The organism is Enterobacter sp. MALB-1, assembly GCF_041021625.1.
Taxonomy (GTDB): Bacteria; Pseudomonadota; Gammaproteobacteria; order Enterobacterales; family Enterobacteriaceae; genus Enterobacter; species Enterobacter oligotrophicus.
In genome coordinates this window covers 631,183-657,778 of the sequence record NZ_JBDPJL010000001.1, presented here as the reverse complement: position 1 = coordinate 657,778, position 26,596 = coordinate 631,183, and the positions used below count along the sequence as shown (strand labels likewise).

Annotated in this window: 27 protein-coding genes and 1 other RNA gene; 13 read left to right on the top strand and 15 right to left on the bottom strand. The window is 53.3% G+C overall.

Translation table 11 applies throughout. From position 1 onward, the window contains the following. Nucleotides 1-432 precede the first annotated feature (432 nt). The 11 genes from ABGB15_RS03200 (at nt 433) to ABGB15_RS03150 (ending at nt 7,842) form a co-directional block, all read left to right on the top strand. Nucleotides 433-1,731, top strand: a complete 1,299-nt coding sequence (locus tag ABGB15_RS03200) for an MFS transporter (RefSeq protein WP_152082348.1) — start codon at nt 433-435, stop codon at nt 1,729-1,731. Between the two features lie 196 nt (nt 1,732-1,927). Continuing rightward, nucleotides 1,928-2,704 (top strand): transcriptional regulator ExuR, encoded by a 777-nt coding sequence (gene exuR, locus ABGB15_RS03195; RefSeq protein ID WP_152082349.1) that lies wholly within the window; start codon nt 1,928-1,930, stop codon nt 2,702-2,704. 344 nt (nt 2,705-3,048) lie between these two features. Further along, on the top strand, nt 3,049-3,711 hold the full coding sequence (gene yqjA / locus ABGB15_RS03190; protein ID WP_152082350.1) for a DedA family general envelope maintenance protein YqjA: 663 nt from the start codon (nt 3,049-3,051) through the stop codon (nt 3,709-3,711). A gap of 2 nt (nt 3,712-3,713) precedes the next feature. After that, the gene (gene mzrA, locus ABGB15_RS03185; RefSeq protein WP_152082351.1) at nt 3,714-4,097 is read left to right on the top strand and encodes an EnvZ/OmpR regulon moderator MzrA; all 384 of its coding nucleotides are present in this window, start codon (nt 3,714-3,716) and stop codon (nt 4,095-4,097) included. Between the two features lie 142 nt (nt 4,098-4,239). Next, nucleotides 4,240-4,608 (top strand): DUF1090 domain-containing protein, encoded by a 369-nt coding sequence (locus tag ABGB15_RS03180; protein ID WP_152082352.1) that lies wholly within the window; start codon nt 4,240-4,242, stop codon nt 4,606-4,608. A gap of 29 nt (nt 4,609-4,637) precedes the next feature. Next, nucleotides 4,638-4,943, top strand: coding sequence for a YqjD family protein (locus ABGB15_RS03175; RefSeq protein ID WP_008503141.1), 306 nt, complete (start codon nt 4,638-4,640; stop codon nt 4,941-4,943). A gap of 2 nt (nt 4,944-4,945) precedes the next feature. Further along, a complete protein-coding gene (locus tag ABGB15_RS03170; protein ID WP_152082353.1) occupies nt 4,946-5,344 on the top strand; it encodes a phage holin family protein in 399 nt (132 codons plus the stop codon). Continuing rightward, nucleotides 5,341-5,637 (top strand): YqjK-like family protein, encoded by a 297-nt coding sequence (locus tag ABGB15_RS03165; RefSeq protein ID WP_152082354.1) that lies wholly within the window; start codon nt 5,341-5,343, stop codon nt 5,635-5,637. Before ABGB15_RS03170 ends, ABGB15_RS03165 begins: the two co-directional genes overlap by 4 nt. A 280-nt stretch (nt 5,638-5,917) precedes the next feature. Further along, entirely contained in the window at nt 5,918-6,310 is a 393-nt protein-coding gene (locus ABGB15_RS03160) for a DoxX family protein (protein ID WP_003862651.1), read from the top strand. Between the two features lie 73 nt (nt 6,311-6,383). Next, nucleotides 6,384-7,370 (top strand): glutathione S-transferase family protein, encoded by a 987-nt coding sequence (locus ABGB15_RS03155; protein ID WP_152082356.1) that lies wholly within the window; start codon nt 6,384-6,386, stop codon nt 7,368-7,370. Between the two features lie 106 nt (nt 7,371-7,476). Beyond that, complete coding sequence (locus tag ABGB15_RS03150) at nt 7,477-7,842, top strand: DUF805 domain-containing protein (RefSeq protein ID WP_215722456.1); 366 nt, start codon at nt 7,477-7,479, stop codon at nt 7,840-7,842. A 39-nt stretch (nt 7,843-7,881) separates the two neighbouring features. On the opposite strand, the gene yhaJ is transcribed toward ABGB15_RS03150, so the two are convergent. Beyond that, nucleotides 7,882-8,784, bottom strand: coding sequence for a DNA-binding transcriptional regulator YhaJ (gene yhaJ, locus ABGB15_RS03145; protein WP_152082358.1), 903 nt, complete (start codon nt 8,782-8,784; stop codon nt 7,882-7,884). Between the two features lie 104 nt (nt 8,785-8,888). On the opposite strand from yhaJ, the gene ABGB15_RS03140 reads away from it, so the two are divergent. After that, complete coding sequence (locus ABGB15_RS03140; RefSeq protein WP_152082359.1) at nt 8,889-9,590, top strand: pirin family protein; 702 nt, start codon at nt 8,889-8,891, stop codon at nt 9,588-9,590. A gap of 50 nt (nt 9,591-9,640) precedes the next feature. On the opposite strand, the gene ABGB15_RS03135 is transcribed toward ABGB15_RS03140, so the two are convergent. The 10 genes from ABGB15_RS03135 to ABGB15_RS03090 form a co-directional block, all read right to left on the bottom strand. Next, nucleotides 9,641-10,945, bottom strand: coding sequence for a serine dehydratase subunit alpha family protein (locus ABGB15_RS03135; RefSeq protein WP_215722455.1), 1,305 nt, complete (start codon nt 10,943-10,945; stop codon nt 9,641-9,643). Between the two features lie 20 nt (nt 10,946-10,965). Then, complete coding sequence (locus tag ABGB15_RS03130) at nt 10,966-12,297, bottom strand: amino acid permease (protein WP_215722454.1); 1,332 nt, start codon at nt 12,295-12,297, stop codon at nt 10,966-10,968. A gap of 277 nt (nt 12,298-12,574) precedes the next feature. Next, nucleotides 12,575-14,869 carry a formate C-acetyltransferase gene (gene pflB / locus ABGB15_RS03125; RefSeq protein ID WP_152082362.1) on the bottom strand — a complete coding sequence of 765 codons (2,295 nt, stop codon included), beginning with the start codon at nt 14,867-14,869 and terminating at the stop codon, nt 12,575-12,577. Nucleotides 14,870-14,884: 15 nt separating this feature from the next. Beyond that, complete coding sequence (gene tdcD / locus ABGB15_RS03120) at nt 14,885-16,093, bottom strand: propionate kinase (protein WP_215722453.1); 1,209 nt, start codon at nt 16,091-16,093, stop codon at nt 14,885-14,887. A gap of 29 nt (nt 16,094-16,122) precedes the next feature. Then, nucleotides 16,123-17,454, bottom strand: coding sequence for a threonine/serine transporter TdcC (gene tdcC / locus ABGB15_RS03115; protein WP_152082364.1), 1,332 nt, complete (start codon nt 17,452-17,454; stop codon nt 16,123-16,125). A gap of 11 nt (nt 17,455-17,465) precedes the next feature. Further along, nucleotides 17,466-18,455 carry a bifunctional threonine ammonia-lyase/L-serine ammonia-lyase TdcB gene (tdcB, locus tag ABGB15_RS03110; protein WP_152082365.1) on the bottom strand — a complete coding sequence of 330 codons (990 nt, stop codon included), beginning with the start codon at nt 18,453-18,455 and terminating at the stop codon, nt 17,466-17,468. Nucleotides 18,456-18,568: 113 nt separating this feature from the next. After that, nucleotides 18,569-19,489, bottom strand: a complete 921-nt coding sequence (gene tdcA, locus ABGB15_RS03105) for a transcriptional regulator TdcA (RefSeq protein WP_152082366.1) — start codon at nt 19,487-19,489, stop codon at nt 18,569-18,571. An 847-nt stretch (nt 19,490-20,336) separates the two neighbouring features. Further along, complete coding sequence (locus ABGB15_RS03100) at nt 20,337-20,531, bottom strand: CPCC family cysteine-rich protein (protein WP_215722514.1); 195 nt, start codon at nt 20,529-20,531, stop codon at nt 20,337-20,339. A gap of 4 nt (nt 20,532-20,535) precedes the next feature. Next, entirely contained in the window at nt 20,536-20,790 is a 255-nt protein-coding gene (locus ABGB15_RS03095; RefSeq protein WP_215722452.1) for a pyocin S6 family toxin immunity protein, read from the bottom strand. Continuing rightward, a complete protein-coding gene (locus ABGB15_RS03090; protein ID WP_313326845.1) occupies nt 20,787-22,313 on the bottom strand; it encodes a colicin E3/pyocin S6 family cytotoxin in 1,527 nt (508 codons plus the stop codon). Before ABGB15_RS03090 ends, ABGB15_RS03095 begins: the two co-directional genes overlap by 4 nt. Nucleotides 22,314-22,814: 501 nt before the next feature. On the opposite strand from ABGB15_RS03090, the gene ABGB15_RS03085 reads away from it, so the two are divergent. Further along, the gene (locus ABGB15_RS03085; protein ID WP_313326844.1) at nt 22,815-23,282 is read left to right on the top strand and encodes a hypothetical protein; all 468 of its coding nucleotides are present in this window, start codon (nt 22,815-22,817) and stop codon (nt 23,280-23,282) included. Here ABGB15_RS03085 and rnpB read toward each other — a convergent pair. The 4 genes from rnpB to garL all read right to left on the bottom strand — a co-directional run bounded on the left by rnpB (nt 23,282) and on the right by garL (nt 26,594). Then, nucleotides 23,282-23,658: RNase P RNA component class A (rnpB, locus tag ABGB15_RS03080), an RNA gene on the bottom strand. The genes ABGB15_RS03085 and rnpB overlap by 1 nt on opposite strands. A gap of 32 nt (nt 23,659-23,690) precedes the next feature. Further along, a complete protein-coding gene (gene garK / locus ABGB15_RS03075) occupies nt 23,691-24,836 on the bottom strand; it encodes a glycerate 2-kinase (RefSeq protein WP_215722449.1) in 1,146 nt (381 codons plus the stop codon). Between the two features lie 76 nt (nt 24,837-24,912). Continuing rightward, nucleotides 24,913-25,803, bottom strand: a complete 891-nt coding sequence (gene garR / locus ABGB15_RS03070; protein WP_152082368.1) for a 2-hydroxy-3-oxopropionate reductase — start codon at nt 25,801-25,803, stop codon at nt 24,913-24,915. 20 nt (nt 25,804-25,823) lie between these two features. Continuing rightward, complete coding sequence (gene garL, locus ABGB15_RS03065; RefSeq protein ID WP_152082369.1) at nt 25,824-26,594, bottom strand: 2-dehydro-3-deoxyglucarate aldolase; 771 nt, start codon at nt 26,592-26,594, stop codon at nt 25,824-25,826. Nucleotides 26,595-26,596 lie beyond the last annotated feature (2 nt).

Here is a 26,596-nt window from a genome sequence, read left to right as displayed (position 1 = left end):
ATGCTGCAAAGTTATCACACCAATTTCCACTGACCGAAGTTTTTTTCGTGAGTTAGATCAATAATCGTCGATAAAAAAATTACCCTCAAAGGAGTAAACCCTTCTGTAAGCCCCGCCAGCACTGGCTTTGTTCTCACAACAGAATATCCCTACAAAGAATCACACATTTGTGATGTCACTCACCTTTTAAAGTTGTATGACAAGTTATCTTTTCGCCGTCGCAAACTATAAGCCGACGGAATGCATTGCCGGTGTCAGATACATCGGATTTAACGGTACGGAAACCGACTTATGCACGAGTACTTATGGCAAGGTTCGGGCCGTTCCGGGAAATTCTCCCGGTTACGCCCCTCCCGTTACAGAACAGCTCCCGGCAACGGTTGAGGTGTTGCCGTGCCCCGGCACGGAAATAACATAACGATGAGGTTTTACATGCGTAAAATTAAAGGGTTACGTTGGTACATGATCGCACTGGTGACGCTCGGCACCGTGCTGGGCTACCTGACACGTAACACCGTGGCAGCAGCGGCTCCAACGTTGATGGAAGAATTGCATATCTCAACACAGCAATACTCCTACATCATTGCGGCGTATTCCGCCGCTTACACCATAATGCAGCCTGTTGCAGGTTATGTTCTTGATATTCTGGGGACTAAAATTGGTTATGCCTTCTTCGCCGTCGCCTGGGCTGTGTTCTGTGGTGCAACTGCGCTGGCAGGCAGCTGGGGTGGCCTGGCGCTGGCACGTGGTGCGGTCGGTGCTGCAGAAGCGGCGATGATCCCTGCGGGCCTCAAAGCCAGTTCCGAGTGGTTCCCGGCGAAAGAGCGCTCTATCGCAGTGGGTTACTTCAACGTCGGCTCCTCCATCGGTGCAATGATTGCGCCACCGCTGGTGGTCTGGGCTATCGTCATGCACAGCTGGCAGATGGCGTTCATCATCTCAGGTGTACTGAGTTTTGCATGGGCGATGGCGTGGCTGATCTTTTATAAACACCCACGTGACCAGAAAAAGCTGTCCGAAGAAGAACGTGAATACATCATCGGCGGGCAGGAAGCGCAGCACCAGACCAACAACGGCAAAAAAATGTCTGTCTGGCAGATTCTGGGCACGCGTCAGTTCTGGGGGATCGCCCTGCCGCGTTTCCTGGCTGAACCTGCATGGGGGACATTCAACGCCTGGATTCCGCTGTTCATGTTTAAAGTTTACGGCTTTAACCTGAAAGAGATTGCGATGTTCGCCTGGATGCCAATGCTGTTCGCAGACCTGGGTTGTATCGTTGGCGGCTACCTGCCACCGCTGTTCCAGCGCTGGTTTGGTGTCAACCTGATTGTCTCCCGTAAAATGGTGGTGACCATGGGTGCCCTGCTGATGATTGGCCCTGGCATGATCGGCCTGTTCACCAGCCCTTACGTAGCTATCGCCCTGCTGTGCATTGGTGGTTTCGCTCACCAGTCTCTGTCCGGTGCGCTGATTACCCTCTCTTCTGACGTCTTCGGACGTAACGAAGTGGCAACCGCAAATGGCCTGACTGGTATGGCAGCCTGGACCGCGAGCACCCTGTTTGCGCTGGTCGTCGGTGCGCTGGCGGACACCATTGGCTTTAGCCCGCTGTTCGCGGTACTGGCCATCTTCGACCTGATGGGGGCGGTGGTGATCTGGACGGTGCTGAAGAGTAAATCGGCAGATGAACTGGCGAAAGAGTCCCTCGGCGGACCGGCAACGCAGAGTTAGCATCGCTGTGCCGGGTGGCGGCTTCGCCTGACCCGGCCTACAAAACCCAATAAAACCCAGGCCGGGTAAGCGTAACGCCACCCGGCAAAATCTGCACAAAAGCCGCCGCCGGGCGGCTTTTTTCATGGCAAAATCTGGAGACTGGCGCACAAAAGTGGTATAACAAATAATCCGCCGTACCCTGCCTGGAGCGCATATGGAAATCACCGAATCACGTCGTTTATATCAACAACTTGCTGCCGAACTGAAAGATCGCATCGAGCAAGGGGTCTATCTTGTCGGTGACAAACTCCCCGCTGAACGCTTTATTGCTGATGAAAAGAGTGTAAGCCGCACCGTGGTGCGCGAAGCGATCATCATGCTGGAAGTGGAAGGCTATGTTGAGGTGCGTAAGGGTTCTGGTATACACGTGATATCCAGTCAGGCAAAACACTCCCCGGCACCGGATGAAAGCCTGGAGTTCGCCAGCTACGGTCCGTTTGAGCTGCTCCAGGCTCGTCAGTTGATCGAAAGCAACATTGCGGAGTTCGCGGCAACGCAGGTGACCAAACAGGACATCATGAAACTGATGGAGATCCAGGAGAAAGCGCGTAAGGAAAAATGTTTCCGCGATTCAGAGTGGGATCTGCAGTTTCACGTTCAGGTGGCTCTGGCAACCCAAAATACAGCACTGGCGGCAATTGTTGAAAAAATGTGGACTCAGCGCGTTCACAACCCGTACTGGAAGAAACTGCATGACCATATCGATTCACGCACCGTCGATAACTGGTGCGACGACCATGATCAGATCCTTAAGGCACTGATTCGTAAAGATCCGCATGCAGCGAAACTGGCGATGTGGCAGCACCTTGAGAACACCAAGCAGATGCTGTTTAACGAAACCAGTGACGACTTCGAATTCAATGCTGACCGCTATCTTTTTGCTGACAATCCTGTCGTTCATCTTGATACCGCGTCCAGTCTCGCAAAATAGCGTTCCTTTTCTCTGGCAGGCGCTTCGTTGCGCCTTCTGCCAGTAATGGGTAAGCAAAACATATATAGTGTCAGCCTTTGTAAATCCCCTCGCTCCCTTCCAGGGCTTACGCCAAAATCATCTCTCCCCTGCAAATTCTGTGACGCAGAACGTTGGGCTTTGTTACAATTGGATTCACTTCGCTATTTTGTAAGTTAGTGCTTGCTAACCAGCCAATTAACAGGGAACAGTGTTGGCCACATCTCAATGTGTCCGCGAGCGATCATAATGAAATCATAACAATGTCGCCGTGCTGTTTTTCCCGGATAACAGGCGTGACGTTAACCGATTTCCAGGAACACTGAATGGAACTTTTGACCCAACTACTGAATGCCTTATGGGCTCAGGACTTTGAAACGCTGGCCAACCCGTCCATGATTGGCATGCTCTATTTCGTCTTGTTTATGATCCTGTTTCTTGAGAATGGATTGCTTCCTGCCGCCTTTTTACCGGGCGACAGCCTGCTGGTGCTGGTCGGCGTTTTGTGTGCCAAAGGGGCGATGGCATTTCCGCAAACCATTTTGCTGTTAACCATTGCCGCCAGTCTCGGCTGCTGGGTGAGCTATATCCAGGGACGATGGCTTGGCAACACGCGGATTGTGCAAAACTGGCTTTCCCACCTGCCAGCGCATTATCACCAGCGCGCGCACCATCTTTTCCATAAGCATGGTTTGTCAGCGCTGCTGATTGGCCGCTTTATCGCTTTTGTGCGCACCCTGCTGCCGACCATCGCGGGCTTGTCCGGGCTGAGCAGCACACGCTTTCAGTTTTTCAACTGGATGAGCGGCCTGCTGTGGGTGCTGATCCTCACCACCCTGGGCTACGCGCTCGGCAAAACGCCAGTGTTTATGAAATATGAAGACCAGTTAATGTCCTGCCTGATGCTGCTGCCGGTCGTGCTGCTGGTGTTTGGCCTGATCGGTTCGCTGGTTGTGCTGTGGAAAAAGAAATACGGAGCCAGGGGCTAACGATGGCAATGACCCCGCTCTCTCTGCGCCGCTTCTCATACGCCATGATCGCGCTGATGATGTTCAGCGTCATGCTCCTGGCGTGGGCCGCGTTGCAGCGTCAGGAATCTACGCTGGCGATTCGTTCGGTGAACCAGGGTGCCAGCGTGCCGGACGGTTTTTCTGTCTGGCATCACCTGGATGCCAACGGAATTCGTTTCAAGAGCATAACTCCGCAGGATGATGTGCTACTGATTAAATTTGACTCCAGTGCACAAAGCGCAGCGGCAAAAGCCGTTCTCGACAGAACGCTGCCACAGGGTTATATCATTGCTCAACAGGATGACGATAGCCACACGGCGTCCTGGTTATCACTGCTACGCGACACGTCGCATCGCTTCGGATAACTTCCAGGATTCCGAATCTTTTCACTTACTTTGGTGAATATCCCGTTTACTTACTATGCTTAAGTACGCGGAGCACCCCTCAATGTTCTCCGCATGTTTCTGGATAGCGGTGTACGCCGCAACACAATGGAAGGTTTCTATAATGAAATACCGCATCACTCTGGCTCTGGCCCTTTTTTCTTTAAGCACAGCTTCCTTCGCCAATTCTCTCTGTCAGGAGAAAGAACAGGAAATTCAACGCGAGATCAGTTTTGCCGAAAAGCACAACAATCAGAACCGGATCGACGGTCTGAAAAAAGCGTTGAGCGAAGTGAAAGCCAATTGCACGGACAGCAAGTTGCGTGCCGATCACCAGAAAAAAATCGCTGAACAAAAGGACGAGATAGCTGAGCGCCGTCAAGACCTGCAGGAAGCGAAAGAGAAAGGGGATGCGGATAAAATTGCCAAGCGCGAGAGAAAGCTGAAAGAAGCGCAGGACGACCTGAAAGCGCTGGAAGCTCGCGATTATTGAGTTAACGGAAATCTCAACAGGAGAGAATCATGTCAAAAGATACGACGTCTGAACATCTGCGCGCTGAACTGAAATCCCTGGCCGATACCCTGGAAGAGGTGCTGAACTCCTCTGCCGACAAGTCAAAAGAAGAAGTCAGCAAGCTGCGCAGTAAAGCGGAGCAGGCGCTGAAAGAGAGCCGTTACCGCCTGGGTGAAACCGGCGATGCGCTGGCGAAACAGACTCGCGAAGCGGCGGCGCGCGCTGACGAATATGTCCGTGATAATCCATGGACGGGCGTTGGTATCGGTGCCGCCGTAGGTGTGGTACTGGGTGTTCTGCTGACGCGTCGTTAATTATGGAAGATCCTCGTCACGCACAAGGGCCTGCTAAAAACGTCCTCGGCATCGGCCAGCGTATTTTAACCACGCTGGTCGGGATTGCCGAAACGCGCGTCCGGCTGGCAGTGGTTGAACTGGAAGAGGAGAAAGCCAATCTCTTCCAGATGCTACTGATGCTTGGGCTTACCATGCTCTTCGCCGCATTTGGTTTGATGAGCCTGATGGTATTAATCATCTGGGCTATCGACCCGCAGTATCGGCTTAATGCGATGATTGCCACTACCGTTGTTCTGCTTGTTGCAGCATTGATTGGCGGTATCTGGACACTGCGTAAAGCGCGAAAATCCACCTTCCTGCGCCATACGCGCCAGGAGCTAGCTAACGATCGCGCTCTGCTGGAGGATGACAAGCCGTGAGCGACAAAGCCGAACGTCAGAAGCGAAAAGCGTACCTGCTAAGCCAGATCCAGCAGCAGCGGCTGGATCTTTCTGCCAGCCGTCGCGACTGGATCGAGGCGACGCATCGGTTCGATCGTGGCTGGAATACCTTCCTGAGCCTGCGTTCGTGGGCGCTGGTTGGCAGCAGCGTGATGGCAATCTGGACAGTCCGCCATCCTAATATGCTGATCCGCTGGGCTCGCCGTGGCTTTGGTGCCTGGAGCGCCTGGCGTCTGGTGAAAGCGACGTTGCGGCAGCAGCAGCTGAGGTAGCCTTCTCGCCGGGTGGCGGCTTCGAGGTAAAAGCAAAACGGTAACCCTGGTTACCGTTTTTTGTTTTTGCGCTCTCTCCCTGTGGGAGAGGGATGGGGTGAGGGCACCAGCCCGCACGCCCATTTGCTCAATATCTTTGAAAAAGATTGACAGTTTTCCTTGCTAACAATTGCCATCCGTCACGTTTACACTCCTCTCCATCGATAGCAAAGCCGCGGTATCTACCCGAATTTGCACATATTTAAAGTTCAGCCGCTGTTGTGGTTTCCTGGAGAGAGAAATGAAAAAATTAGAAGATGTTGGTGTACTGGTCGCGCGCATTCTGATGCCGATTCTGTTTATTACAGCAGGCTGGGGCAAAATCACCGGTTATGCGGGAACTCAGCAATATATGGAGGCGATGGGCGTACCGGGCTTCCTGCTGCCACTGACCATTCTGCTGGAGTTCGGCGGCGGCCTGGCGGTACTGTTCGGCTTCCTGACCCGCACCACAGCACTGTTTACCGCAGGCTTCACCCTGCTGACGGCGTTTATCTTCCACAGTAACTTTGCGGAAGGTGTGAACTCCCTGATGTTCATGAAAAACCTGACCATCGCAGGCGGCTTCCTGCTGCTGGCTATCACCGGGCCAGGTGCCTACAGCATTGACCGCCTTCTGAATAAGAAGTGGTAAGCAGGCTATAATTAATGAACACAAAGCGAGGAGATCTCTCCTCGCTTTTGCTTATCTGACGGAGGAGAACAAAATGGGACAACTCGTAGATGGTGTCTGGCAGGATGTCTGGTATGACACCAAATCCACCGGCGGACGCTTCAAGCGCTCAGCGTCGGCCTTCCGTAACTGGCTGACCGCCGACGGTACGCCCGGCCCGAGTGGCGAAGGTGGCTTTGCGGCGGAGAAAGACCGTTATCACCTTTATGTTTCCCTCGCCTGTCCGTGGGCACACCGCACGCTGATTGTACGTAAACTTAAAGGACTGGAATCGTTCATTCCGGTCTCGGTGGTAAACCCGCTGATGCTGGAAAACGGCTGGACGTTTAACAGTGACTTCCCTGCTGCGACCGGCGATGACCTTTACCACCACGACTTCCTCTACCAGCTTTATCTGCGTGCCGATCCGCACTACACCGGACGCGTTACCGTACCCGTGCTGTGGGACAAGAAAAACCAGACCATCGTCAGTAATGAATCCGCCGAAATCATTCGCATGTTTAACACGGCGTTTGATGCTCACGGTGCCCGCGCCGGGGATTATTATCCGGTTGAATTGCGTGAGAAAATCGACGAGCTGAACAGCTGGATTTACGACAACGTAAACAACGGTGTCTACAAAGCCGGTTTTGCCACCAGCCAGGAAGCCTATGACGAAGCGGTCGGGAAAGTATTTGAATCCCTGGAGCGTCTGGAGCAGATCCTCGGTCAGCACCGCTATCTGACGGGCGACCGCCTGACCGAAGCTGACATCCGCCTGTGGACGACGCTGGTACGTTTTGATCCGGTCTATGTCACCCACTTTAAGTGCGATAAGCATCGCATTAGCGACTACCTCAACCTGTATGGTTTTCTGCGTGACATCTACCAGATGCCGGGCATTGCTGAAACGGTCAATTTTGACCACATTCGCACCCACTATTTCCGCAGCCATAAAACCATCAACCCGACGGGCATTATCTCCATTGGCCCGTGGCAGGATCTGGATGAACCACACGGTCGCGACGTCCGTTTTGGATAAATATTAAGGGCATCAATAGATGCCCTTTTTTAATTCACAATCTCCATCTATCCTTACCTCGATCGCTTAAAAAACAAGTGATTGACTGATTAATGAGGCAAGGAAAATGGACTGGTATTTAAACGTACTGCGCAACTACATTGGATTTGGTGGCCGCGCCCGCCGCAAAGAGTACTGGATGTTCGCTCTGGTGAACTTCATTCTTCTCGTGGTGCTGGGCATCGTTGATAAAATTCTCGGCTGGCAGCAGGCCGGCGGGGAAGGCATTCTCACATCAATTTATGGCATATTTATTCTGCTGCCGTCCTGGGCAGTACAGTTCAGACGCCTGCACGACACCGATCGTTCAGCATGGTGGTTACTGTTGCTGTTGATTCCGGTGGTAGGTTGGATCGTGATTTTGATCTTCAACTGCCAGAATGGCACGCCGGGTGAAAACCGCTTCGGTCCAGACCCGAAAGTCAGCGCATAAAAAAAGCCCGGTGGCGCACAGCGCTCCGGGCCTGCACATTTATTTATTGTGGTGGGCAAAGAGCTTTGGTATTTCGCGCAAACACCACGACTTGGCTTCCCCCATACTGTCGCGCCGCCACGCCATAATGATATCCACTTCACTGGTGTATTCCGGGCTGACAACGCGCAGCCGCCCTTCGGCAATGTCTTTTTCAACAAACGGATACGGCATCGTCGCCACGCCCAGACCGGCCAGCAACGCCTGACGTTTATCTTCAAGAGACGTGACGGTCAGACGCGGCTGTTTATCCAGCAACTGCACCGTTAACACCGGACGCTCGCGCGCGGTGTCGGCCACTGCCACGCCACGATACTTCACGCGCGTCACTTCTGAGAGCGGCTCTGGCTCCTGGTGGATCGGATGATCCGGGGCAGCCACGTAAACGTTCATCACGCTGTAGAGCTTGCGGGAGTTGATTTCAGATGAGGATCGGAAGTGCATGTCCGGGGCAATCACGATATCCGCCCTGCCCGTCTCCAGACGCTCCCACGCGCCTGCCAGCACCTCGGTAATAATCGACAACTGGGTGTTAGCTTTATCCGCCAGTCTGTCCACCAGCGGGAACAGTGCCTCGGTAGGCACCAGCGCTTCGGTAACCAGCGTCAGATGGGTTTCCCAGCCGCGCGCCAGTGCTTCGGCGTCTGTCGTCAGCTTATCCGCTGCTTCCAGCAGCACACGACCGCGCTCCAGCAGCATTCGGCCAACGTTAGTGAATTTTGTTCGATGACCGGAGCGGTCAAAGAGCACCACGTCCAGCTCCTCTTCCAGCTTCTGCATGGTGTAGCTCAGCGCAGACGGAACGCGCCCCAGTTCATCTGCCGCTGCGGCAAAGCTGCCGCGCCGGTCAATCGCGTCCATGACGCGCAGCGCCTCAAGCGTCAATGCTCTCTCTTTAGCCATCTCGTTCTCATTCAGGAAATTTGAACATACCGGGCAGAATATCTGGCTAACAATGCAGCGTCCATACCTTTACCATTGTTTTAGTGTAAAGAGAGGTCAAGTTTATGATTACGACAAGAACAGCTAAACAGTGCGGACAAGCCGATTTCGGTTGGCTGCAGGCCCGCTACACCTTTTCCTTTGGACACTACTTTGACCCGAAACTCCTCGGTTATGCTTCACTGCGCGTATTAAATCAGGAAGTGCTCGCCCCAGGCAGCGCCTTCCAGCCGCGCACATACCCGAAAGTCGATATCCTGAACCTGATCCTGGAAGGCGAGGCAGAATACCGCGATAGCGAGGGCAATCATGTCCAGGCAAAGGCTGGCGAAGCGTTGTTAATTTCCACGCAGCCCGGTATGAGCTACAGCGAGCATAACCTTAGCAAAGACAAAACGCTGACCCGCATGCAGCTATGGCTGGATGCCTGCCCGGAGCGGGAAAATCCGCTGCTGCAGAAACTGGATTTGAACGGTGAAAAACAACAGTTAATTGCTTCGCCGGACGGCAGCAACGGTAGTCTGCAACTGCGCCAGCAGGTATGGCTGCACCATATTGAGCTGAAAAAAGGCGAGCAGGCGAGCTTCCAGCTTCACGGGCCACGCGCCTATTTGCAGTCGATCCACGGCACGGTGCATGCAGTGACGCACACGGAAGAGAAAGAAGCGCTCACCTGCGGTGACGGGGCGTTTATTCGTGATGAAGCGAATATCACCCTGGTGGCGGATACACCGCTGCGCGCGCTGTTGATTGATTTGCCGGTGTAGCCCCCTCACCCTCGCCCCTCTCCCCAAAGGGGAGAGGGGCGAGGAACGACTCACGACACCTTATTCGCCATAATCTCAATAATCTGCCGGTCCGTTTCCTGCATCGAGCGGCACGCCAGTGCGCACAGGTTCGAAATAGATTGCTCCAGATCGTGCGCAACAATCCCTTCGTTGCCCGTGACGGCGGAATCATCCAGCGCCATCATCACCGCTTTCCAGGCACTCCCGACGCTGGTCGAAACCTTCATTGCGCAGCTATTAGAAGCGCCGTCGCAGATCATCCCGCTGACATCACCGATCATGCTGCTGATAGCCATCGCGATCGTCTGGTAACTTCCGCCCATCAGCCACGCCATCCCTGCCGCGGCCCCCATTCCAGCAGTTGTCGCTGCACATAACGCCGACAAACGCGGAAGCTGGTGATGGATGTAGATCGCTGACAGATGCGAGAGCATCAGCGCCCGCGCCCGTTTTTCATCATCAGCCTGAATATGTTCGGCAACGACAACCACCGGCATGGTGGCGGTGATCCCCTGATTCCCGGAACCTGAGTTGCTCATCGCCGGAAGCGTCGCGCCGCCCATACGTGCGTCTGAAGCCGCGCTGGTGCGGATCACAATGTCGGAGCCGACATCCTGCGCCATCCATCCGCGCGAGCGCTGTTTATGCAGCGTCGCACCAATGTGCAGCCCCCACTTTCCGCTTAACCCTTCGCGGGAGAGCGCATCGTTGAGCCGCCCGGCATCCAGGATAAAGCGGATCGCCTCGAACGGCACCTGCTCCACAAACTCAAGGATCTGCGACAGCGTGGTGTTTGAGAGCACCGCCAGCGGATCGTCGGTGACCTGACGCTGTTGAGAGTCCAGCGTAAAGCGCGTTTCGCCCTGACAAACCACCTCCACGACGCGCGTATGCCCACCGGCAATGGTCACCATTGCCGAGGTGTCGCCAGCGTAAACACAGGCGCGCGAATAGAGGATTTCATCGCACGGTTCCTGCAACTTCACCTGCACTTTTCCGGCATTCAGCATCGCTTTTGCGCGGGCCAGCGCATCGGGGGTTGCGTCTTTTAACACCTCCAGCCCGGCGTGCGCATTACCGCCAATGGCCCCCAGTGCCGCCGCAATCGGTAGCCCGACCATTCCGGTGCCAGGCACTGTCACACCAAGACCGTTTTTCATCAGGTTCGGTGACACCCACGCCTCAATCTGCGTGATCTCACCGCCCAGTTGCTCAGCCGCAATCGCACACGCCAGCGCCAGTGAGACGGGTTCCGTACATCCCAGGGCAGGTTTAACTTCTTCCTGCACCGCGCGAATAAAATGGTTCCATAAAGAATTAGTTTGCTCAGACATCGTTACGACCTTATTTGCCCTCAGGAGAACGCGAGGAAAGGAGAAACACAAAGCAGCAGCCCGGTGATGACAATGATCACCAGCGACACGCCTTTATATTTGTGCAGCGCAGGGACTTTGTAGACCAGCCACGCCGGAATTAAGCAGCCGACCATGCCGAATATCGGGCTGCAAATAGAGGTAAAGCTCAGCACCGGTGCGTTTAAAACAATGGCGCTCCAGGCCAGCAGAATGGCGAAAAACATGATGCCTCGCTGCACCGTGTTTTCATTAATCTTCTCCGCTGGTATTTTGCGGCGCAGGATGTTCATCACGATGCCCTGAGTCGCCTCGCGGAAACCAAGATAGACGCCAAAGAACGCAGTCATGACCGCGAAAATATTGAGGATCACGCTGACGATTTTGACCCAGCCTGCGCCGTCGCCGCTGATAAATTGCGCCGCGATAGCCAGGGCAGAGATATTCTGCTCGTAGGCTTTAACCGCTTCATCGTGCCCCATCGCCAGGGTGAAAGAGACGGCGTAGAAAAAGACCGTCACAAACAGAATGCCAAAGGCAATATTCATTGCCCGCAGCGCTTTATGACGCGCCACCTCAACGGACTTTTCCCGTGAGCGATAGGAAATCACCATCGGACTTAGCGTCTGAATAAAGAGGATCGAGGTTAAGGTAAACGGCAGCGTAATAATGGCGTTTTTAATCAGCAGCCCCATCGGTGGCAGCATGCCCACGTTGGCTAAATGCCAGAGGCCAATCATCGACAATCCCAGTGCTGCGACCACAAATAACTTAGTGAGCACCATCAGGCTGGAGACTTTAAACAGCAGCTTTTCGCCGCGTGAAGAGATCGCCACCAGAATGCAGATGAGGAATAAACCGTAGAACGGATTTTCCGAGAGTAACCCGTCGGTCACGCCAAACGTGTGTAAATAAGAGGCGCTGTCGTTGGTGATGGCCGTGGAATACACAAACATCCAGATGACCAGCATCACGAAATAGAGTGCGCCTAATAAAATGCCCCAGTTTTTACCTAAATAACCGCTTATCACGCTCGGGTAGTCTTTGCATTCCGGCGATTCCGCCAGCGTATTAATAAACAATCGCTGGAAGAGGTACATGGCCGGATAACCAATAATCGACGAAAGTAAAAAGACCCACAGACCCATTAATCCCACCTGCACCGGGAGAAAAACAATCCCCGCGCCGATAGCCATCCCGATACTCATAATCACCCAGCCCGTATCGGTACTGTCGAATTTAATCGCCTCTCGCCATTCGCTTTCACTCATTCCCGCCCGCCTTGCCGCAGGGGAATCATTCACAATCACACTGCTGTTTGTTGCCGTATCCATAAAAAGGCACTCGCTTAGTTTGTAGGGTAAACAGTTATTTTTATGAGGTTCTGACCACCAGCGATAATGAGCCAGAGCGTTGCAGGTGTTTGTTATTGGTGTGGAAAGATCATATCCGGAGAGGGAGAGAAAAAAGTCACAATGTTTATAAGGATTTTCTGTTTCAGGAGGAAAATTTACTTCTTTAACGGAGAATATTGCGGAGTTTTTCTAAAAGTGATGGTGATCAAGAAATGAAAGTCCCCCTCATGACGAGGGGGATAATAATCGTGCTGATTTACATCGCCTGCGTAAACGTCCTCGAAATCACGTCCTGCTGCTGCTCACGCGTCAGGGCATTAAACCGCACCGCATACCCTGAAACGCGGATCGTCAGGTTCGGATAATTCTCCGGATGCTCAATCGCATCCAGCAGCATTTCCCGGTTCATGACGTTGACGTTCAGGTGCTGCCCGCCTTCGATAGCCGCTTCGTGGTGGAAGTAACCGTCCAGCAGCCCCACGAGGTTAGTTTTACGCACCCCCTCATCTTTCCCAAGCGCCTGCGGCACGATGGAGAAGGTATAAGAGATACCGTCTTTCGCGTAGGTGAACGGCAGCTTGGCGACCGAGGTTAACGAGGCCACTGCCCCTTTTCTGTCGCGCCCGTGCATCGGGTTCGCGCCTGGGGCAAACGGCGTGCCGCCGCGGCGTCCATCCGGCGTGTTCCCGGTCTTCTGGCCGTACACCACGTTTGAGGTGATGGTCAGGATCGACTGGGTCGGCACCGCGTTGCGGTAGGTTGGCAGCGCCTGAATTTTCTTCATAAAGCGCTCGACCAGGTCGCAGGCGATGCTGTCCACGCGATCGTCGTTGTTGCCGTACTGCGGGTAGTCCCCTTCGATGACAAAATCGACCGCCAGACCGGTATGGTCGCGCACCGGTTTTACCGTCGCATATTTAATCGCTGACAGGGAATCCGCCGCCACCGACAGTCCGGCGATGCCGCAGGCCATCGTGCGGTAAACGTCGCGGTCATGCAGCGCCATCAGCGAGGCTTCGTAGCTGTACTTATCATGCATGTAGTGAATGAGATTCAGCGCGCTGATGTACTGCACCGCCAGCCAGTCCATAAAGTGATCGAGGCTCGCCATCACGGTGTCGTAGTCCAGCACGTCATCCAGCAGCGGCTCGGTTTTCGGGCCGACCTGGATCTTCAGCTTCTCATCCACCCCGCCATTGATTGCATAGAGCAGCGTTTTCGCGAGGTTGGCGCGCGCGCCAAAGAACTGCATCTGCTTGCCGATCACCATCGGGCTGACGCAGCAGGCAATGGCATAATCGTCGCTGTTGAAATCCGCACGCATCAGATCGTCGTTCTCATACTGCAGCGACGAGGTAACGATCGACACCTGCGCGGCGTATTTCTTGAACGCAATCGGCAGTTGTTCGGACCAGAGGATCGTCAGGTTTGGCTCCGGCGCGGGTCCCATGGTGTGGAGCGTATGCAGGTAGCGGAAGCTGTTCTTCGTCACCAGCGTGCGGCCATCCAGCCCCATCCCGCCGATCACTTCGGTCGCCCAGATCGGATCGCCGGAGAAGAGCGTGTCGAACTCCGGGGTACGCAGGAAGCGCACCATGCGGATCTTCATAATGAAGTGGTCGATCAGCTCCTGTGCCTGAACCTCATCCAGCCGCCCGGCCTGCATATCGCGTTCAATGTAGATATCCAGGAACGATGCCGTGCGCCCCAGCGACATCGCCCCGCCGTTCTGGGATTTCACCGCCGCCAGATAAGCAAAGTACACCCACTGCACCGCTTCCTGGGCCGTTATCGCCGGACGTGAGATATCAAAGCCATAGTTCGCCGCCATCTGCTGGATCTGCAGCAGCGCGCGCTTATGTTCCGCCAGCTCTTCACGCAGGCGGATCGTGGCCTCCAGATCTTCACCACGCTCCAGTTTTCCCTGAAGATCGGCGAACTGCAGCTCACGTTCACGCACCAGATAGCTGATGCCATACAGCGCCACGCGGCGGTAGTCACCAATGATACGCCCACGCCCGTAGCCGTCCGGCAGGCCCGTCAACACGCCCGATTTACGGCAGCGCATCATCTCCGGGGAGTAGACGTCAAACACGCCCTGGTTGTGGGTTTTTCGCAGCTCGGTAAACAGGTATTCAAACTGCGGCTCCATCTCGCGGCCATACGCCTCGAATGAACTGCGGATCATGTTGATCCCGCCATACGGATGCAGGGCACGCTTGAGCGGTTTATCCGTTTGCAGGCCGACGATGGTTTCCAGATCTTCGTCGATATAGCCCGGTCCGTGGGCGGTGATGGTGGTGGCAATGTTCGTGTCAAAGTCCACGGGCGCGTGGGTGGCATTCTCCTGACGAATGCCGACCATCACCTTTTGCCACAGCGCCGTCGTTGCAGGCGTCGCCTGCGCGAGGAAAGCCTCATCGCCTTCATAAGGGGTGTAGTTATGCTGAATAAAATCGCGCACGTTAACGGCGTCTTTCCATTCTTCACCGCGAAACCCGGCCCATGCGTCGCTGTAGGGCGCGACGCCTGTATCGATTGTTACTTTCATTTGATTCTCGCTTTATCAGGCGTAAGCCGCAGCCGGAATGACCTTTCCAAGACGGAGGGCATCCAGCGCGATCATTTTTTCTTCATTGGTAGGGACAACCGCGCAGGCCACGCGGGACGACTCGGTGGAGATCACGCGCTCGCCCGCACTACCCGGCAGAGCGTTTTTGGCGTCGTCGAGGCTGATACCAAAGACCTTGAGGCGCTCAACCACCAGTGCGCGGATCAGTTTTGAGTTTTCGCCGATACCACCGGTAAACACCACACCATCCAGGCGGTGCAGCGATGCGGCGTGACCGGCGATATGCCGCGCGATACGGTGTACAAACGTGTTAATCGCCAGTTGCGCGCGCTGATTACCCTCGTGCCAGGCTTTTTCCAGAGTGCGGAGATCGGATGAAATTCCGGAAAGGCCAAGCAGGCCGGACTCTTTATTGACCACGCGCTCCAGATCCTCGAACGACTGGCCGGTCTGCTGAGCAATCCACGCCATCGCGCCAAAATCGACATCGCCACAGCGCGTGCCCATCACCAGCCCTTCCAGTGGCGTCATTCCCATAGAGGTATCAACGCTTTCACCGTTACGTACCGCACAGATGGATGCGCCGTTGCCAAGATGGGCGATGACCAGCCCGCTATCATCGGGGGACAGCCCGAGAAGCGTATGCGCCTGACCAGCCACGTAGCGGTGAGAGGTGCCGTGGAAGCCGTAGCGACGCACGCCCAGCTCTTCGAAATAGCGGTATGGTAAGCCGTAAAGATACGCCTGCGGCGGCAGCGTCTGGTGGAAGCTGGTGTCGAACACTGCCACCTGCTGTACGCCGGGGAACAAATGCGCTGCCGCTTCCACGCCATTCAGATTGGCGTAGTTATGCAGCGGGGCCAGAGGGGAAACCTGGCGGATCTGTTCAATAACCTCTTCAGTGATCAGGGTCGACTCGCTGAAAAGCTCACCGCCGTGAGCAATACGATGGCCAATTAAGGCCACGCTGCTCATCAGGTCGCGCTTTTCCAGCTCCAGGGCGATGGCAGCCAGCGCCCCTTCGTAGTCCTGGTGAGCCAGTCTGACCGGCTCACCCCCGTTCACGGAAATAAAGGCGTTTTCAGTATTAATGCCGTCTGCAATGCCCGTCATCAGGGCATCGCAATTTGATGCATCCAGAACCGAAAACTTAACAGAGGACGATCCACAGTTAATAACCAATACAACCGGAAACTCAATCATGGTATGACTCCGCTCTTCCTGAGCTTTGATCAGAACAATTTGTAAACGATATTCAGAATGGTCAGCAGCCCGACCGTGGTCACGAAGATGTTCTCCGCTCTGCCTTTGAATTTCGCCAGTGCAGGTGCTTTACGGATGGCGTACATCGGCAACAGACACAGCAGAGAGGCGATGATTGGCGCGCCCATGGCTTCGATAAGGTCGAGAATGTTCGGGTTGGCGTACGCAACAACCCAGGTGGAACCCATAATGAAGACCATACTGATCGTGTTCAGTTTGCCCACAGAGACTTTTGTCTTATCGCCCTTGTAACCAAACTTCAGAATCAGGCCGTTCAGCCCCTCCAGCGTGCCCAGGTAGTGGCCGAAGAAGGATTTGAAGATAGCGACCAGCGCGATGATGGACGCGCCATATTCCAGCACGGTGGCGAAAGTGGATTTGCTCCCTGACATCGATGCGAAATGGTTCGCCAGATAAGAGAGCACCGGAATATTCTGCGCTTTGGCGTCCGCCATGTTCTGCGGAGAGAGCGTGAACAGGCAGCTAAAGGCGAAGAACATCACCACGGCGACCATCAGCATGCTCGCGCGGCCGATGATTTTGGAACATTTCTGCTCGGTGAATTCTTTACCAAACTCTGGCTCGTACTCTTCGCGCTTGGAGACCACGAATGAAGAAACGATCGGTGAGAAGTTAAAGGAGAAGACCATGATGGAGATCCCCAGCCACACCGTAACCAGAATACCGTCATGGCCGGTAAAGGCGATATCGCTCAGGTTGACCTGGTCGATCACCGCAGAGTTCCAGTACGGGATCAGCGACAGGGAAATCAGCACCAGACTGGCGATAAACGGGAACACCAGGAAGCTCATCACCTTCACCATCAGGTCTTTACCAAACCAGATAACAAAGGCCATCAGCAGCAACAGGAACAGCGCCACAAAGCCGCGGTTCAGCGCGGGCATCTGGAGCTGGTTTTCCCAGAAGGTCATAAAAGTGTTAGTAATGGTGACGCCGTAAATCCACAGCAGCGGGCAAATCGCAAAGAAGTAGAGGAAGGTGATCACCACCCCGCCGGTCTTACCGAAATGCTCCTCCACCGTTTCGGTGATGTTCCCGGAGACGTTGCTGCCGGACAAACACAGACGCGCCAGCGCGCGGTGGCAGTAAAAGGCGATCGGGAAGGCGAGAAGCAGCATCAGCAGGATGGGGATCAAGCCGCCAAAGCCTGCGCGGATCGGGAAGAACAGCACGCCTGCGCCAATGGCGGTACCAAACAGGCCCAGCGTCCAGGTGGTATCAGACTTACGCCAGGTGGACGTTTTTGTCTGGCCAACGATAATGCTTTCAGTGTTGCTCATAGGTCATCCTTTTATGCGTCAACAAAGCCAGTAATTTGGGAAACACGGGAGAGATCGATATTGCCCCCGGAAATAATGCAGACGGTTTTACGCCCCTGAATATAGTGATCGAGCTTGCCGCTTAATAACGCGGCACACGCCAGCGCTCCGGCACCTTCTGTCACCACTTTATTTCGTTGAATGAGCGCAATCATGCTGTTGCGAATGTCATCTTCGCTGACCAGCACGATGTCATCGACTAATTCACGAACAATTTCGAAGGTTAAATTACCCGGACGAGAAACATCGCAACCGTCTGCTAATGTGCCGGTGACACGATGGCTCATTATTTCTCCGGCATGGTATGACGCCGCCATACCGTGAACATTTTCGGACTGCACGCCGATAATATTAATGGTTGGGTTGATGGATTTAATCGCCGTGGCAATACCGGCAATTAACCCGCCACCGCCGATGGGCACAATCACATTATCCACATCATATAAATCTTCGAGAATTTCGAGGCCGATGGTCCCTTGCCCGGCAATCACTTTTGCGTCGTCGTATGGCGGGATAAAAATACGCCCTTCCATCTCCACGATTTCGCTCACTTTGGCGATGGTGTCGTTGAAGTTTTCGCCGTGCAGCACCACTTCAGCCGAGTAGTCGCGGGTCGCAGCAACTTTGGATTTCGGCGCGCCCATCGGCATCACCACTTTACCGTCGATACCGAGCATGGCACAGGAGAGCGACACGCCCTGTGCGTGGTTCCCCGCCGAGCAGGCGACAACGCCTTTGCGTTTTTCAGCATCGGTCAGCGAGCTTAATTTATTAAACGCACCGCGAATTTTAAAGGAGCCAGTACGCTGCATATTTTCAAATTTAAGGAATATCTCACCCTTACAACGTTCGCTGAGGTAATTTGAACGCGGCATACCGGTTTTATATATTTTTCCTGCCAGTCGTTTTCTGGCATCCTGAATATCTTCAATGGTCACCGGGAGATCGTAGGTAATGTGCATAATATCCTCGTTATAATAATTCATTGTTTTCAGGCAAAGTCAGGGTATCAGAGCGTAAATAATGCTCTGGGTGTTTTTTAAAAAAGAATCATACTGAACCGGGTATTAACGCTTCATCGTCGTCGTTCGCTATTCTGTGAGGAATATTGTTTCGCCAGCTCAACTAATACTGACGCCGATTTTTTTATACTGTAATTTTTTGACCATACGGCGGCGTAACGCGCCACGGGTAATTCATCTTCAACCGGCAACACAACAAACTGGTCGGAACCGAATGGCGCAATCATGTCGCGGGGAATAACCGTGAGATAATCGGCATTCAGGACAAGGTTATAAATGGTGACGACGGAATCGGTCTGGACGATGTTTTCAATACTGATGTGGTTGTTTTGCAGGGTGTTCAGGAGTTCTTTGTAGTAGCCCATATCGGTTTGCGGCATCACCCACTGTTCGTGCGTGAGCGATGCCAGTGTCGTCGAGCCGGTGCACGTTCGTGATTTACTGGCAACCAGCACAAACTCGGATTCAAACAGCGGCTCGACGTGGAGATCCTGCAGCAGCATCTCGTCGCTCAGCGTACCAATGGCGAAATCCAGTCGGCCATCGCGAATCGCAGGCAGGAAGGAGGAGAGCTGCGCTTCATACATGGAGACGCGCGCTTTCGGGAACACTTCCTTGAACTTTTTGATCATCTCCGACAGGAAGGTGAAGCCAATCAGCGAGGGATAACCAAAGGAGACATCCATGACGGTACTAAAACTGAGGCTGTTAATCTCGCTCACCATGTTTTTCATTTCGCGGGTGATCGACTCAGAGTACGACAGCAGCACCTGGCCTGCAGCAGTGAGTTTCACGCCGGTGTTTTTGCGGATCATCACTTCCACGCCGAAGTAGGATTCGATATCGCTGATGATTTTGCTGACGGCGGGTTGCGTCAGACCCAGTTGTCTTGCAGCAGAACCTATGGAGCCACTTTTAATGACTTCCTGAAATACAACAAGGTGCTGTGTTTTCGGTAGAATAATAGTGTTCATAATATTCTGCGCTTATTTCCCTATGACGGGGTGAATTCTACTCAATATTGTTTCAGAGGGTATGTGCTGTTACTCACAATTTATCTTTTCACAGGATTTTACGACCCGCCACAAAGCCTTTAAAACACTTTAAAATCAATAAATTACACGGTTAAAAATACGCTATCTTGATGATATTGATCAACAAAATATGCGGTAATAAATTTATTTTATGGCGATAACTATGGTGAATTTTTCACACATGAAAATATCAATTAAGACTATCTTTCAGGCAATTAAAGATTAATAAATAGGCATTATTCGTTTAAAACATTTTTGTAATTTATCAAATATGATAATAATCATTTTTCCGATCAGGCAGAAAGAGTGGAATACATCACACATTCACAGGGTAAATGTTTTTGAATTCAATATATGCTTATCAAATAAGAAAACATTCAGAACCATTAAGGCAACAACCATAACAAATCAACAACACTGGAAAATCACGATTTTTTAGCGCGAAATTTTGTGATTGCGATCATCTGCGGAGGATGAAGAAAACCATTAATCTATAAACAGTGAAATGTGCTTAGTGTCGCAAATTTGAGAATTAGTATCGTTTGGATGATTTGACACACAGGGACGAAAAGCAAAAACCCCGCCGAAGCGGGGTTCTTTAAGAAGTTGAAGCTGACCGATAAGCCGGGTTCGTTCAACCATACGTCAGGCATCTGCGGCGCTGGAGTTGTCTTGTGTTGCAGACTGTATCTCAATTTGTGTGACAGATAAAGCTGGTTAACAAGCAAAAGAAAGGCCAGGACTAAGCCCCAGCCACTTAGCTCACGGATTAAATCCGTGAAAGCGGTTAGCTTACATTTCGACTTTGTCGAAATGCTTCGCGTGCTTCGTTCAAACTCATGACATTAGTTCCGCCTCGGTAGTCAGAGTCCTCAGCTTGAACAGGGTCATTTTCCCAGTTGCAAACTGGACAAATCTCGTAACTACCTTCTTCGGGAAACTCATGTCGACCGCAGCAAGGGCACGAGTGGACGAGATCCATCATTTCAAACTTCGCCCCCTGAAATCTGGTAGTCGAGCTCTTCCTGATAGAATTCTTTACCTAAAATCCCTTCAATGGCTCTAACTTTTTGTTCGGTAAGATTCCATCCCCCAAGCCCCGCAACAAAGTCGTTATAGTCCTCTTCGCTCCACCCCATAACGTTACTAACTTCAGGAAGTTTTTCTTTAGGTACTTCAACCTCAAAAACAAGTAGCTCATCAATACGATCAAATGCATCAACAGTATAAATAATTGTCATTTTTCTACCCTTCTAGTTGGATCCGCTGGCTTGGTCTGCTCTCCTGATACAGGATCAAACTCCCCGAGATGGTTTCGACCTGAACGATCATACATTTCAACTGTACCATGCTGTGAATCCCACTCGAAAATACGCCCTTTAGAATCCTTCCATCTTGAGCGCAATGTTCCCCCACCTTTTACTGGGGTTCTTTTCTTAGCCGTTTTAGCATCCGGAAATGCGGGTAATGGCGGTGTACTTCGTGGAGCAACATGATACTTATGATCCGCATTCAGATAGATATAAATCGGGTCAAACGTCCCCAACGGATGCACCAGAATATAATCCCGGAAGGGGCGCTCTCCAGGTGCAGGGGTAACGGTTGACCACGGGCTGTTGATTTCACTTTCCGGGTAAACCAGCACGTTTGGTGGAATATAGACGTTATCTTGATTGCCGGTGTTGGAAGGCAAAGCATATCCCGGATCGTCTGGTGTCCATACGATAGTTGGTTTGTTTGCGCCATCCTCCCAGAGCTCATAGTTACCGGTGGCGGTATTCTTCTGAAGCATACGCACCGGAACTTTATCCTGACCGCCTCTCGCACTAACGTGAAAACCTTTCGGCTTCACTGTGCCGTACTGGTCAGCCTCCCAGCGAAAACGAATACGGGTAGGAACATCTTCTTTATTCTGTGCGGCCTGTTCAAGGCGCATTCTGTCGATGTAATCCTGTTCGCCGCTGTTGAGCTTCGGAGAATAGAACATACCGAAGAGCAGAATAGTAGAGGGGTTCGGTGCAATCCAGTGACCAGCCGTCGAAAGATTCCCGCCGATTTTCTGCATTGCTGCGTATCCAGCCTCAATTGCAGCATCAGTGGTGATCCCTGCTGTCGACGCGGCTCTTGCTGTTGCCATCGCAGCGGTCGCTGCCGCTTTAGAGGCATCCGGGGAGCTGAAAAGGCGTTTATACCACGGGCGATTATCTTCTGGTGGTGGGGTCGGTTCAGCGGGTTTATGCTTCTTTGCTGCCTGCGCGTGCTGGACGGGTTCCGATCCAGTTTGTTCTGGTTGAGGCAACGCTCGGTAGTAGCCAGCATGACCGAAATTATCAACGAATTCCTGATCTGTTCCTGCGTCGGTACAACCTTCTCCCCGTAAACAGGATTTTGCAAAAACAGGTAATGCACTAAAGGCTGCCGTAGCGGCAATCGCTTGATTAATGGGCCATTCTGCCGCCCACTTTTGGTGCTCTTCGAAAGGATCGCCCGAGCTGTCTTCTACCCAGAGTGTTGTCGTGCCCATTACCTGATTGTTTTTGCAGTTACACAACACCTGATCACCAGTGGCAACACAGGGTTTGTTTTCCGCAAAGTAGTATGCTGTGCCATTTATCTGAAATGGTCCATTGCAGGTTTCTTTCGGACACCAAGCCATATCGCCATTTAGCGCAATATTCCTGTCTTCAATAATTGTTGAGGAAGCTGAAATAACCTCTCCACCGCTCGTAGTCCTGTCTCCGAGCCTTACCAGCGCTCTGGTCATAAGTCCCTCTATTTACCATAAAAAAATTGCTGCGAGTGAATTGTAAAAATAACGGTCATTCGCCGAAAGCGGCTCTTCACCTGAAGTGAAACTGCGTTTTAATGCATTCATAATATAAATGCATTATGTGGTTTCATTCAGACCGTGAAGTATTGAAGATTTTGCTGTACGGACAATGTTTCGACCTGGTGGCGTAGGTAAAGGTGTAAATGCTATTGCTGTATACACACCGGGTCCGCCCGTTTGCCGTGGTTGTCGTTTCGGGTTGCTCGTAGCCACGCGCCCGACTGTTGCGTTTAAGGTCATCAATAATCCTCAAAGCATTACTGCACAACCTTTCATTCTTTATCTCCTCACAGTTATCAGAGTTGGCTCATTATTGAATTCAGTAATGATATTTTAATCGCATATATCGATAAAATTTATCTATAAGATCTATTTTATTTATATATGCGGTTATCGTGTGCCTTTGAATTTTCACTCTCACAGCATGAAAGGATTGTGACCTTGAGCACTAATAACCTGAAAAATAAGGATCTGTGCTTCTATCTCTACATGACTGCGCCCTTGATACTTCCTGTTGCTTATTATTTCACCATGAATGATAAAGTTTCCCTGGCAGTCTTTTACGTGGTGGCTTTGGTATTGGTGTACCTAGACCAGAAAGAGTTGGTGAAAGCGGCTGTTGAATCGGAACCGCAGGTTGCAGGGTCAGCCTTAGGGATTATCATCTGCCCGCCTATTTATGCCTATGGCCGAGCTATGAAAAGGTGGAGATGGCTTGCGGCGTATCCAGAGACATGCGAAAAAAGCCACCTGAAGGTAGTCGGAAATGAAGGCGGTAGCGGTTGCCACGCTTTAGGATATTCGGGATGGAACAGCCGTTGGTGTGCCTCGTTTGTATCACAGTCTGTGTCACAGTTTTGCCTTATAAAGCCTGAGACACACCAACGTATTGTTTTAGAATGAGTTGAAGCTGACCGATAAGCCGGGTTCTGTCGTGGACAGTCATTCATCTAGGCCAGCAATCGCTCACTGGCTCAAGCAGCCTACCCGGGTTCAGTACGGGCCGTACCATGTGAACCCCTATTTGGCCTTGCTCCGGGTGGAGTTTACCGTGCCACGGACTGTTACCAGCCGCGCGGTGCGCTCTTACCGCACCCTTTCACCCTTACCTGATCCCGCTTGCGCGGGCCATCGGCGGTTTGCTCTCTGTTGCACTGGTCGTGGGTTTCCCCCCCAGGCGTTACCTGGCACCCTGCCCTGTGGAGCCCGGACTTTCCTCCCCTCCGCCCGTCTCCCCCGAAAGGGACGACGACGAAGCGGCGACTGTCTGGTCAGCTTCGGCGCGCAGTATAGTGGGTTTGCGCGCCGCTGTCACCCTTGGGTATGCATCCCCACCAGCAAAGTGGCGGCGATATTGCGTGAAGCGCGGTAAATGTTGTCATACGCACCGCGGAACGCCTCCTCCAGGGAGCCAATACTGGTCAGCACGCTGAACACCGCATCGATGCCGTACTGGTGCACCACGCCTACGTCCGGAGTAAGGCTACCGGCAATCCCAATCACTGGCTTATGGTATTTTTTGGCAACATCCGCGACGCCGACAGGTACTTTGCCATGAATGCTCTGGCTGTCGATGCGCCCTTCTCCCGTCAGCACCCAGGTACAGTCGTGGATATGTTCTTCGAGGTTAAGCGCCTGGGTGACAATCTCAATGCCGCTCCTAAGCTCCGCACCGAGAAACGCCATCAGCGCCGCGCCCATTCCGCCTGCCGCCCCCGCGCCAGGAACATGCTTTACGTCAATGCGCAGGGATTTTTTAATCACATCCGCGTAGTGGCTGAGGTTGGCATCAAGTTCAAGGATCATCCCCTCGGTCGCCCCTTTTTGTGGACCAAAGATGCGCGACGCCCCTTTCTCTCCCACCAGCGGATTGGTGACGTCGCAGGCGACGCGAATTTTGCAGCCCTTCAGCCTGCCATCAAGCCCCGAAATATCAATGCTGTTAAGGGCCATCAGGCTACCGCCGCCATAACCAATCTCCGTCCCGTTGGCGTCGGTGAGTTTTGCCCCGAGCGCCTGTATCATCCCCGCGCCGCCGTCGTTGGTTGCGCTGCCGCCGATGCCGATAATGATATTACGCGCGCCTTTATCGAGTGCGCGGAGGATAAGCTCTCCGGTGCCGCGTGAGGTTGTAACAAGTGGATTACGCTGTGCCGGAGGGACAAGCGCCAGACCGCTGGCAGCCGCCATCTCAATAAAGGCCGTGCTACCGTCACCGGACATTCCCCAGCAGGCATTCACCTTTTCACCCAACGGGCCCGTGACCACGGCATGCTGTTCTGTACCCAGGGTAGCGGCGATCATCGCTTCAACGGTACCTTCCCCGCCGTCGGCTACAGGAACAGAAACATAAAGTGCATCGGGGAAAATCTCCCGAAATCCTTTTTCTATCGCCTGAGCTACCTCGGTGGCAGAAAGGCTTTCTTTATAAGAGTCTGGCGCGATTACGATTTTCATAGTTGTAGCCTGTTACAGCGCAGATCCGGCCTGGACCGTAGGCCCGGCAAGCGTAGCGCCACCGGGCAGGACGTCATTAGCGAGCAACTTCCACCTTCGCCAGTTTTTCGTAGTAGCACGCAAGCGCGCTGTGGTCGGCGGTGCCCAGTCCATCCGCACGCAGCGCCTGCATCATCTCCATGACGGCGGCAGTCAGTGGCAGCTGTGCCCCCACGCCATGGGAGGTGTCCAGCGCGTTCGCCAGATCTTTAATGTGCAGGTCAATTCGGAAACCGGGCTTGAAGTTACGATCCATCACCATCGGCGCTTTGGCATCCAGCACGGTGCTGCCCGCCAGGCCGCCGCGGATAGCCTGATACACCAGATCCGGATTTACGCCCGCTTTGGTTGCCAACGTCAGCGCCTCTGACATCGCAGCAATGTTCAGCGCCACGATCACCTGGTTTGCCAGCTTGGTGACGTTGCCCGCACCGATTTCACCGGTATGCACCACAGAGCCCGCCATTGCTTTCATCAGATCGTAGTATTTGTCGAAAATCGCCTTGTCGCCGCCCACCATCACTGACAGCGTGCCGTCGATAGCTTTTGGCTCGCCGCCGCTGACCGGTGCATCCAGCATGTCCACGCCTTTCACCTTCAGCGCCTCGCTGATTTCGCGGCTTGCCAGTGGTGCGATAGAACTCATATCAATCACCACCAGGCCCGGTTTTGCACCGTCGATGATGCCGTTTTCACCCAGCGCCACCTCCTTCACGTGCGGGGAGTTGGGCAGCATGGTGATGATCACGTCGCACTGTTCGGCAACCGCTTTGGCAGTGGTGGCTGTTTCTGCACCTGCTGCGATCACCTCTGCCACGGCGTCTGAATTGCGGTCTAACACCACCAGTGAGTAACCCGCTTTGATGAGGTTCTTACTCATTGGTTTACCCATGATACCTAAGCCAATAAAGCCCACTTTCAGCGTCATAATCTTGTCCTCAATGATGGTTATTTTTTAAAAGCGTCTGCTAATTTCTGCGTGGCGGAGCGGAATACGCCGAGGTCACTGCCAACGGCAACAAACGTCGCGCCCCACTCCAGATAGCGGCGGGCATCAGCTTCAACAGGAGCCAGAATGCCGCACGGTTTACCGTGCGCTTTGGCGCGGGTGAAGATGTGCTGAATGGCGCGCTGCACGTCCGGATGACCCGCGTTGCCCAGGTGTCCTAACGCAGCGGCCAGATCGCTTGGCCCCACGAAGATGCCGTCTACACCGTCGGTTGCGGCAATGGCATCGACGTTATCAACGCCCTGCTGACTCTCAATCTGTACCAGGATGGTGATGTTCTTGTTGGACTGCGCAAAGTAGTCCGGCACGGTGCCAAACATGTTGGCGCGGTGTGAAACGGACACGCCGCGAATGCCTTCCGGCGGATAGCGGGTAGAGGCTACGGCCAGCACCGCTTCTTCTTCCGTTTCTACGAACGGGATCAGGAAGTTGTAGAAACCGATATCCAGCAGACGCTTGATGATCACCGGCTCATTAGTAGGAACACGCACCACCGGCGCGCTCGGGCTGCCTTTTAACGCCATCAGCTGTGGAATAAAAGTGCTGATATCGTTCGGCGCATGTTCGCCGTCCAGCACCAGCCAGTCGAACCCGGCCAGACCCAGCACTTCGGTGCTGATCGGGTTTGCCAGCGCAGACCAGCAGCCAATCTGGATCTGGTGCGCCGCGAGGGCCGCTTTAAACTTGTTCGGGAAGATATCGTTACTCATCG

Excerpts from the sequence above, each read along its gene's own strand:
- ABGB15_RS03200 (WP_152082348.1), top strand. The coding sequence starts at position 433 with ATGCGTAAAATTAAAGGGTTACGTTGGTACATGATCGCACTGGTGACG.
- exuR (WP_152082349.1), top strand. The coding sequence starts at position 1,928 with ATGGAAATCACCGAATCACGTCGTTTATATCAACAACTTGCTGCCGAA.
- yqjA (WP_152082350.1), top strand. The coding sequence starts at position 3,049 with ATGGAACTTTTGACCCAACTACTGAATGCCTTATGGGCTCAGGACTTT.
- mzrA (WP_152082351.1), top strand. The coding sequence starts at position 3,714 with ATGGCAATGACCCCGCTCTCTCTGCGCCGCTTCTCATACGCCATGATC.
- ABGB15_RS03180 (WP_152082352.1), top strand. The coding sequence starts at position 4,240 with ATGAAATACCGCATCACTCTGGCTCTGGCCCTTTTTTCTTTAAGCACA.
- ABGB15_RS03175 (WP_008503141.1), top strand. The coding sequence starts at position 4,638 with ATGTCAAAAGATACGACGTCTGAACATCTGCGCGCTGAACTGAAATCC.
- ABGB15_RS03170 (WP_152082353.1), top strand. The coding sequence starts at position 4,946 with ATGGAAGATCCTCGTCACGCACAAGGGCCTGCTAAAAACGTCCTCGGC.
- ABGB15_RS03160 (WP_003862651.1), top strand. The coding sequence starts at position 5,918 with ATGAAAAAATTAGAAGATGTTGGTGTACTGGTCGCGCGCATTCTGATG.
- ABGB15_RS03155 (WP_152082356.1), top strand. The coding sequence starts at position 6,384 with ATGGGACAACTCGTAGATGGTGTCTGGCAGGATGTCTGGTATGACACC.
- ABGB15_RS03150 (WP_215722456.1), top strand. The coding sequence starts at position 7,477 with ATGGACTGGTATTTAAACGTACTGCGCAACTACATTGGATTTGGTGGC.
- yhaJ (WP_152082358.1), bottom strand. The coding sequence starts at position 8,784 with ATGGCTAAAGAGAGAGCATTGACGCTTGAGGCGCTGCGCGTCATGGAC.
- ABGB15_RS03140 (WP_152082359.1), top strand. The coding sequence starts at position 8,889 with ATGATTACGACAAGAACAGCTAAACAGTGCGGACAAGCCGATTTCGGT.
- ABGB15_RS03135 (WP_215722455.1), bottom strand. The coding sequence starts at position 10,945 with ATGTCTGAGCAAACTAATTCTTTATGGAACCATTTTATTCGCGCGGTG.
- ABGB15_RS03130 (WP_215722454.1), bottom strand. The coding sequence starts at position 12,297 with ATGGATACGGCAACAAACAGCAGTGTGATTGTGAATGATTCCCCTGCG.
- pflB (WP_152082362.1), bottom strand. The coding sequence starts at position 14,869 with ATGAAAGTAACAATCGATACAGGCGTCGCGCCCTACAGCGACGCATGG.
- tdcD (WP_215722453.1), bottom strand. The coding sequence starts at position 16,093 with ATGATTGAGTTTCCGGTTGTATTGGTTATTAACTGTGGATCGTCCTCT.
- tdcC (WP_152082364.1), bottom strand. The coding sequence starts at position 17,454 with ATGAGCAACACTGAAAGCATTATCGTTGGCCAGACAAAAACGTCCACC.
- tdcB (WP_152082365.1), bottom strand. The coding sequence starts at position 18,455 with ATGCACATTACCTACGATCTCCCGGTGACCATTGAAGATATTCAGGAT.
- tdcA (WP_152082366.1), bottom strand. The coding sequence starts at position 19,489 with ATGAACACTATTATTCTACCGAAAACACAGCACCTTGTTGTATTTCAG.
- ABGB15_RS03100 (WP_215722514.1), bottom strand. The coding sequence starts at position 20,531 with ATGGATCTCGTCCACTCGTGCCCTTGCTGCGGTCGACATGAGTTTCCC.
- ABGB15_RS03095 (WP_215722452.1), bottom strand. The coding sequence starts at position 20,790 with ATGACAATTATTTATACTGTTGATGCATTTGATCGTATTGATGAGCTA.
- ABGB15_RS03090 (WP_313326845.1), bottom strand. The coding sequence starts at position 22,313 with ATGACCAGAGCGCTGGTAAGGCTCGGAGACAGGACTACGAGCGGTGGA.
- garK (WP_215722449.1), bottom strand. The coding sequence starts at position 24,836 with ATGAAAATCGTAATCGCGCCAGACTCTTATAAAGAAAGCCTTTCTGCC.
- garR (WP_152082368.1), bottom strand. The coding sequence starts at position 25,803 with ATGACGCTGAAAGTGGGCTTTATTGGCTTAGGTATCATGGGTAAACCA.
- garL (WP_152082369.1), bottom strand. The coding sequence starts at position 26,594 with ATGAGTAACGATATCTTCCCGAACAAGTTTAAAGCGGCCCTCGCGGCG.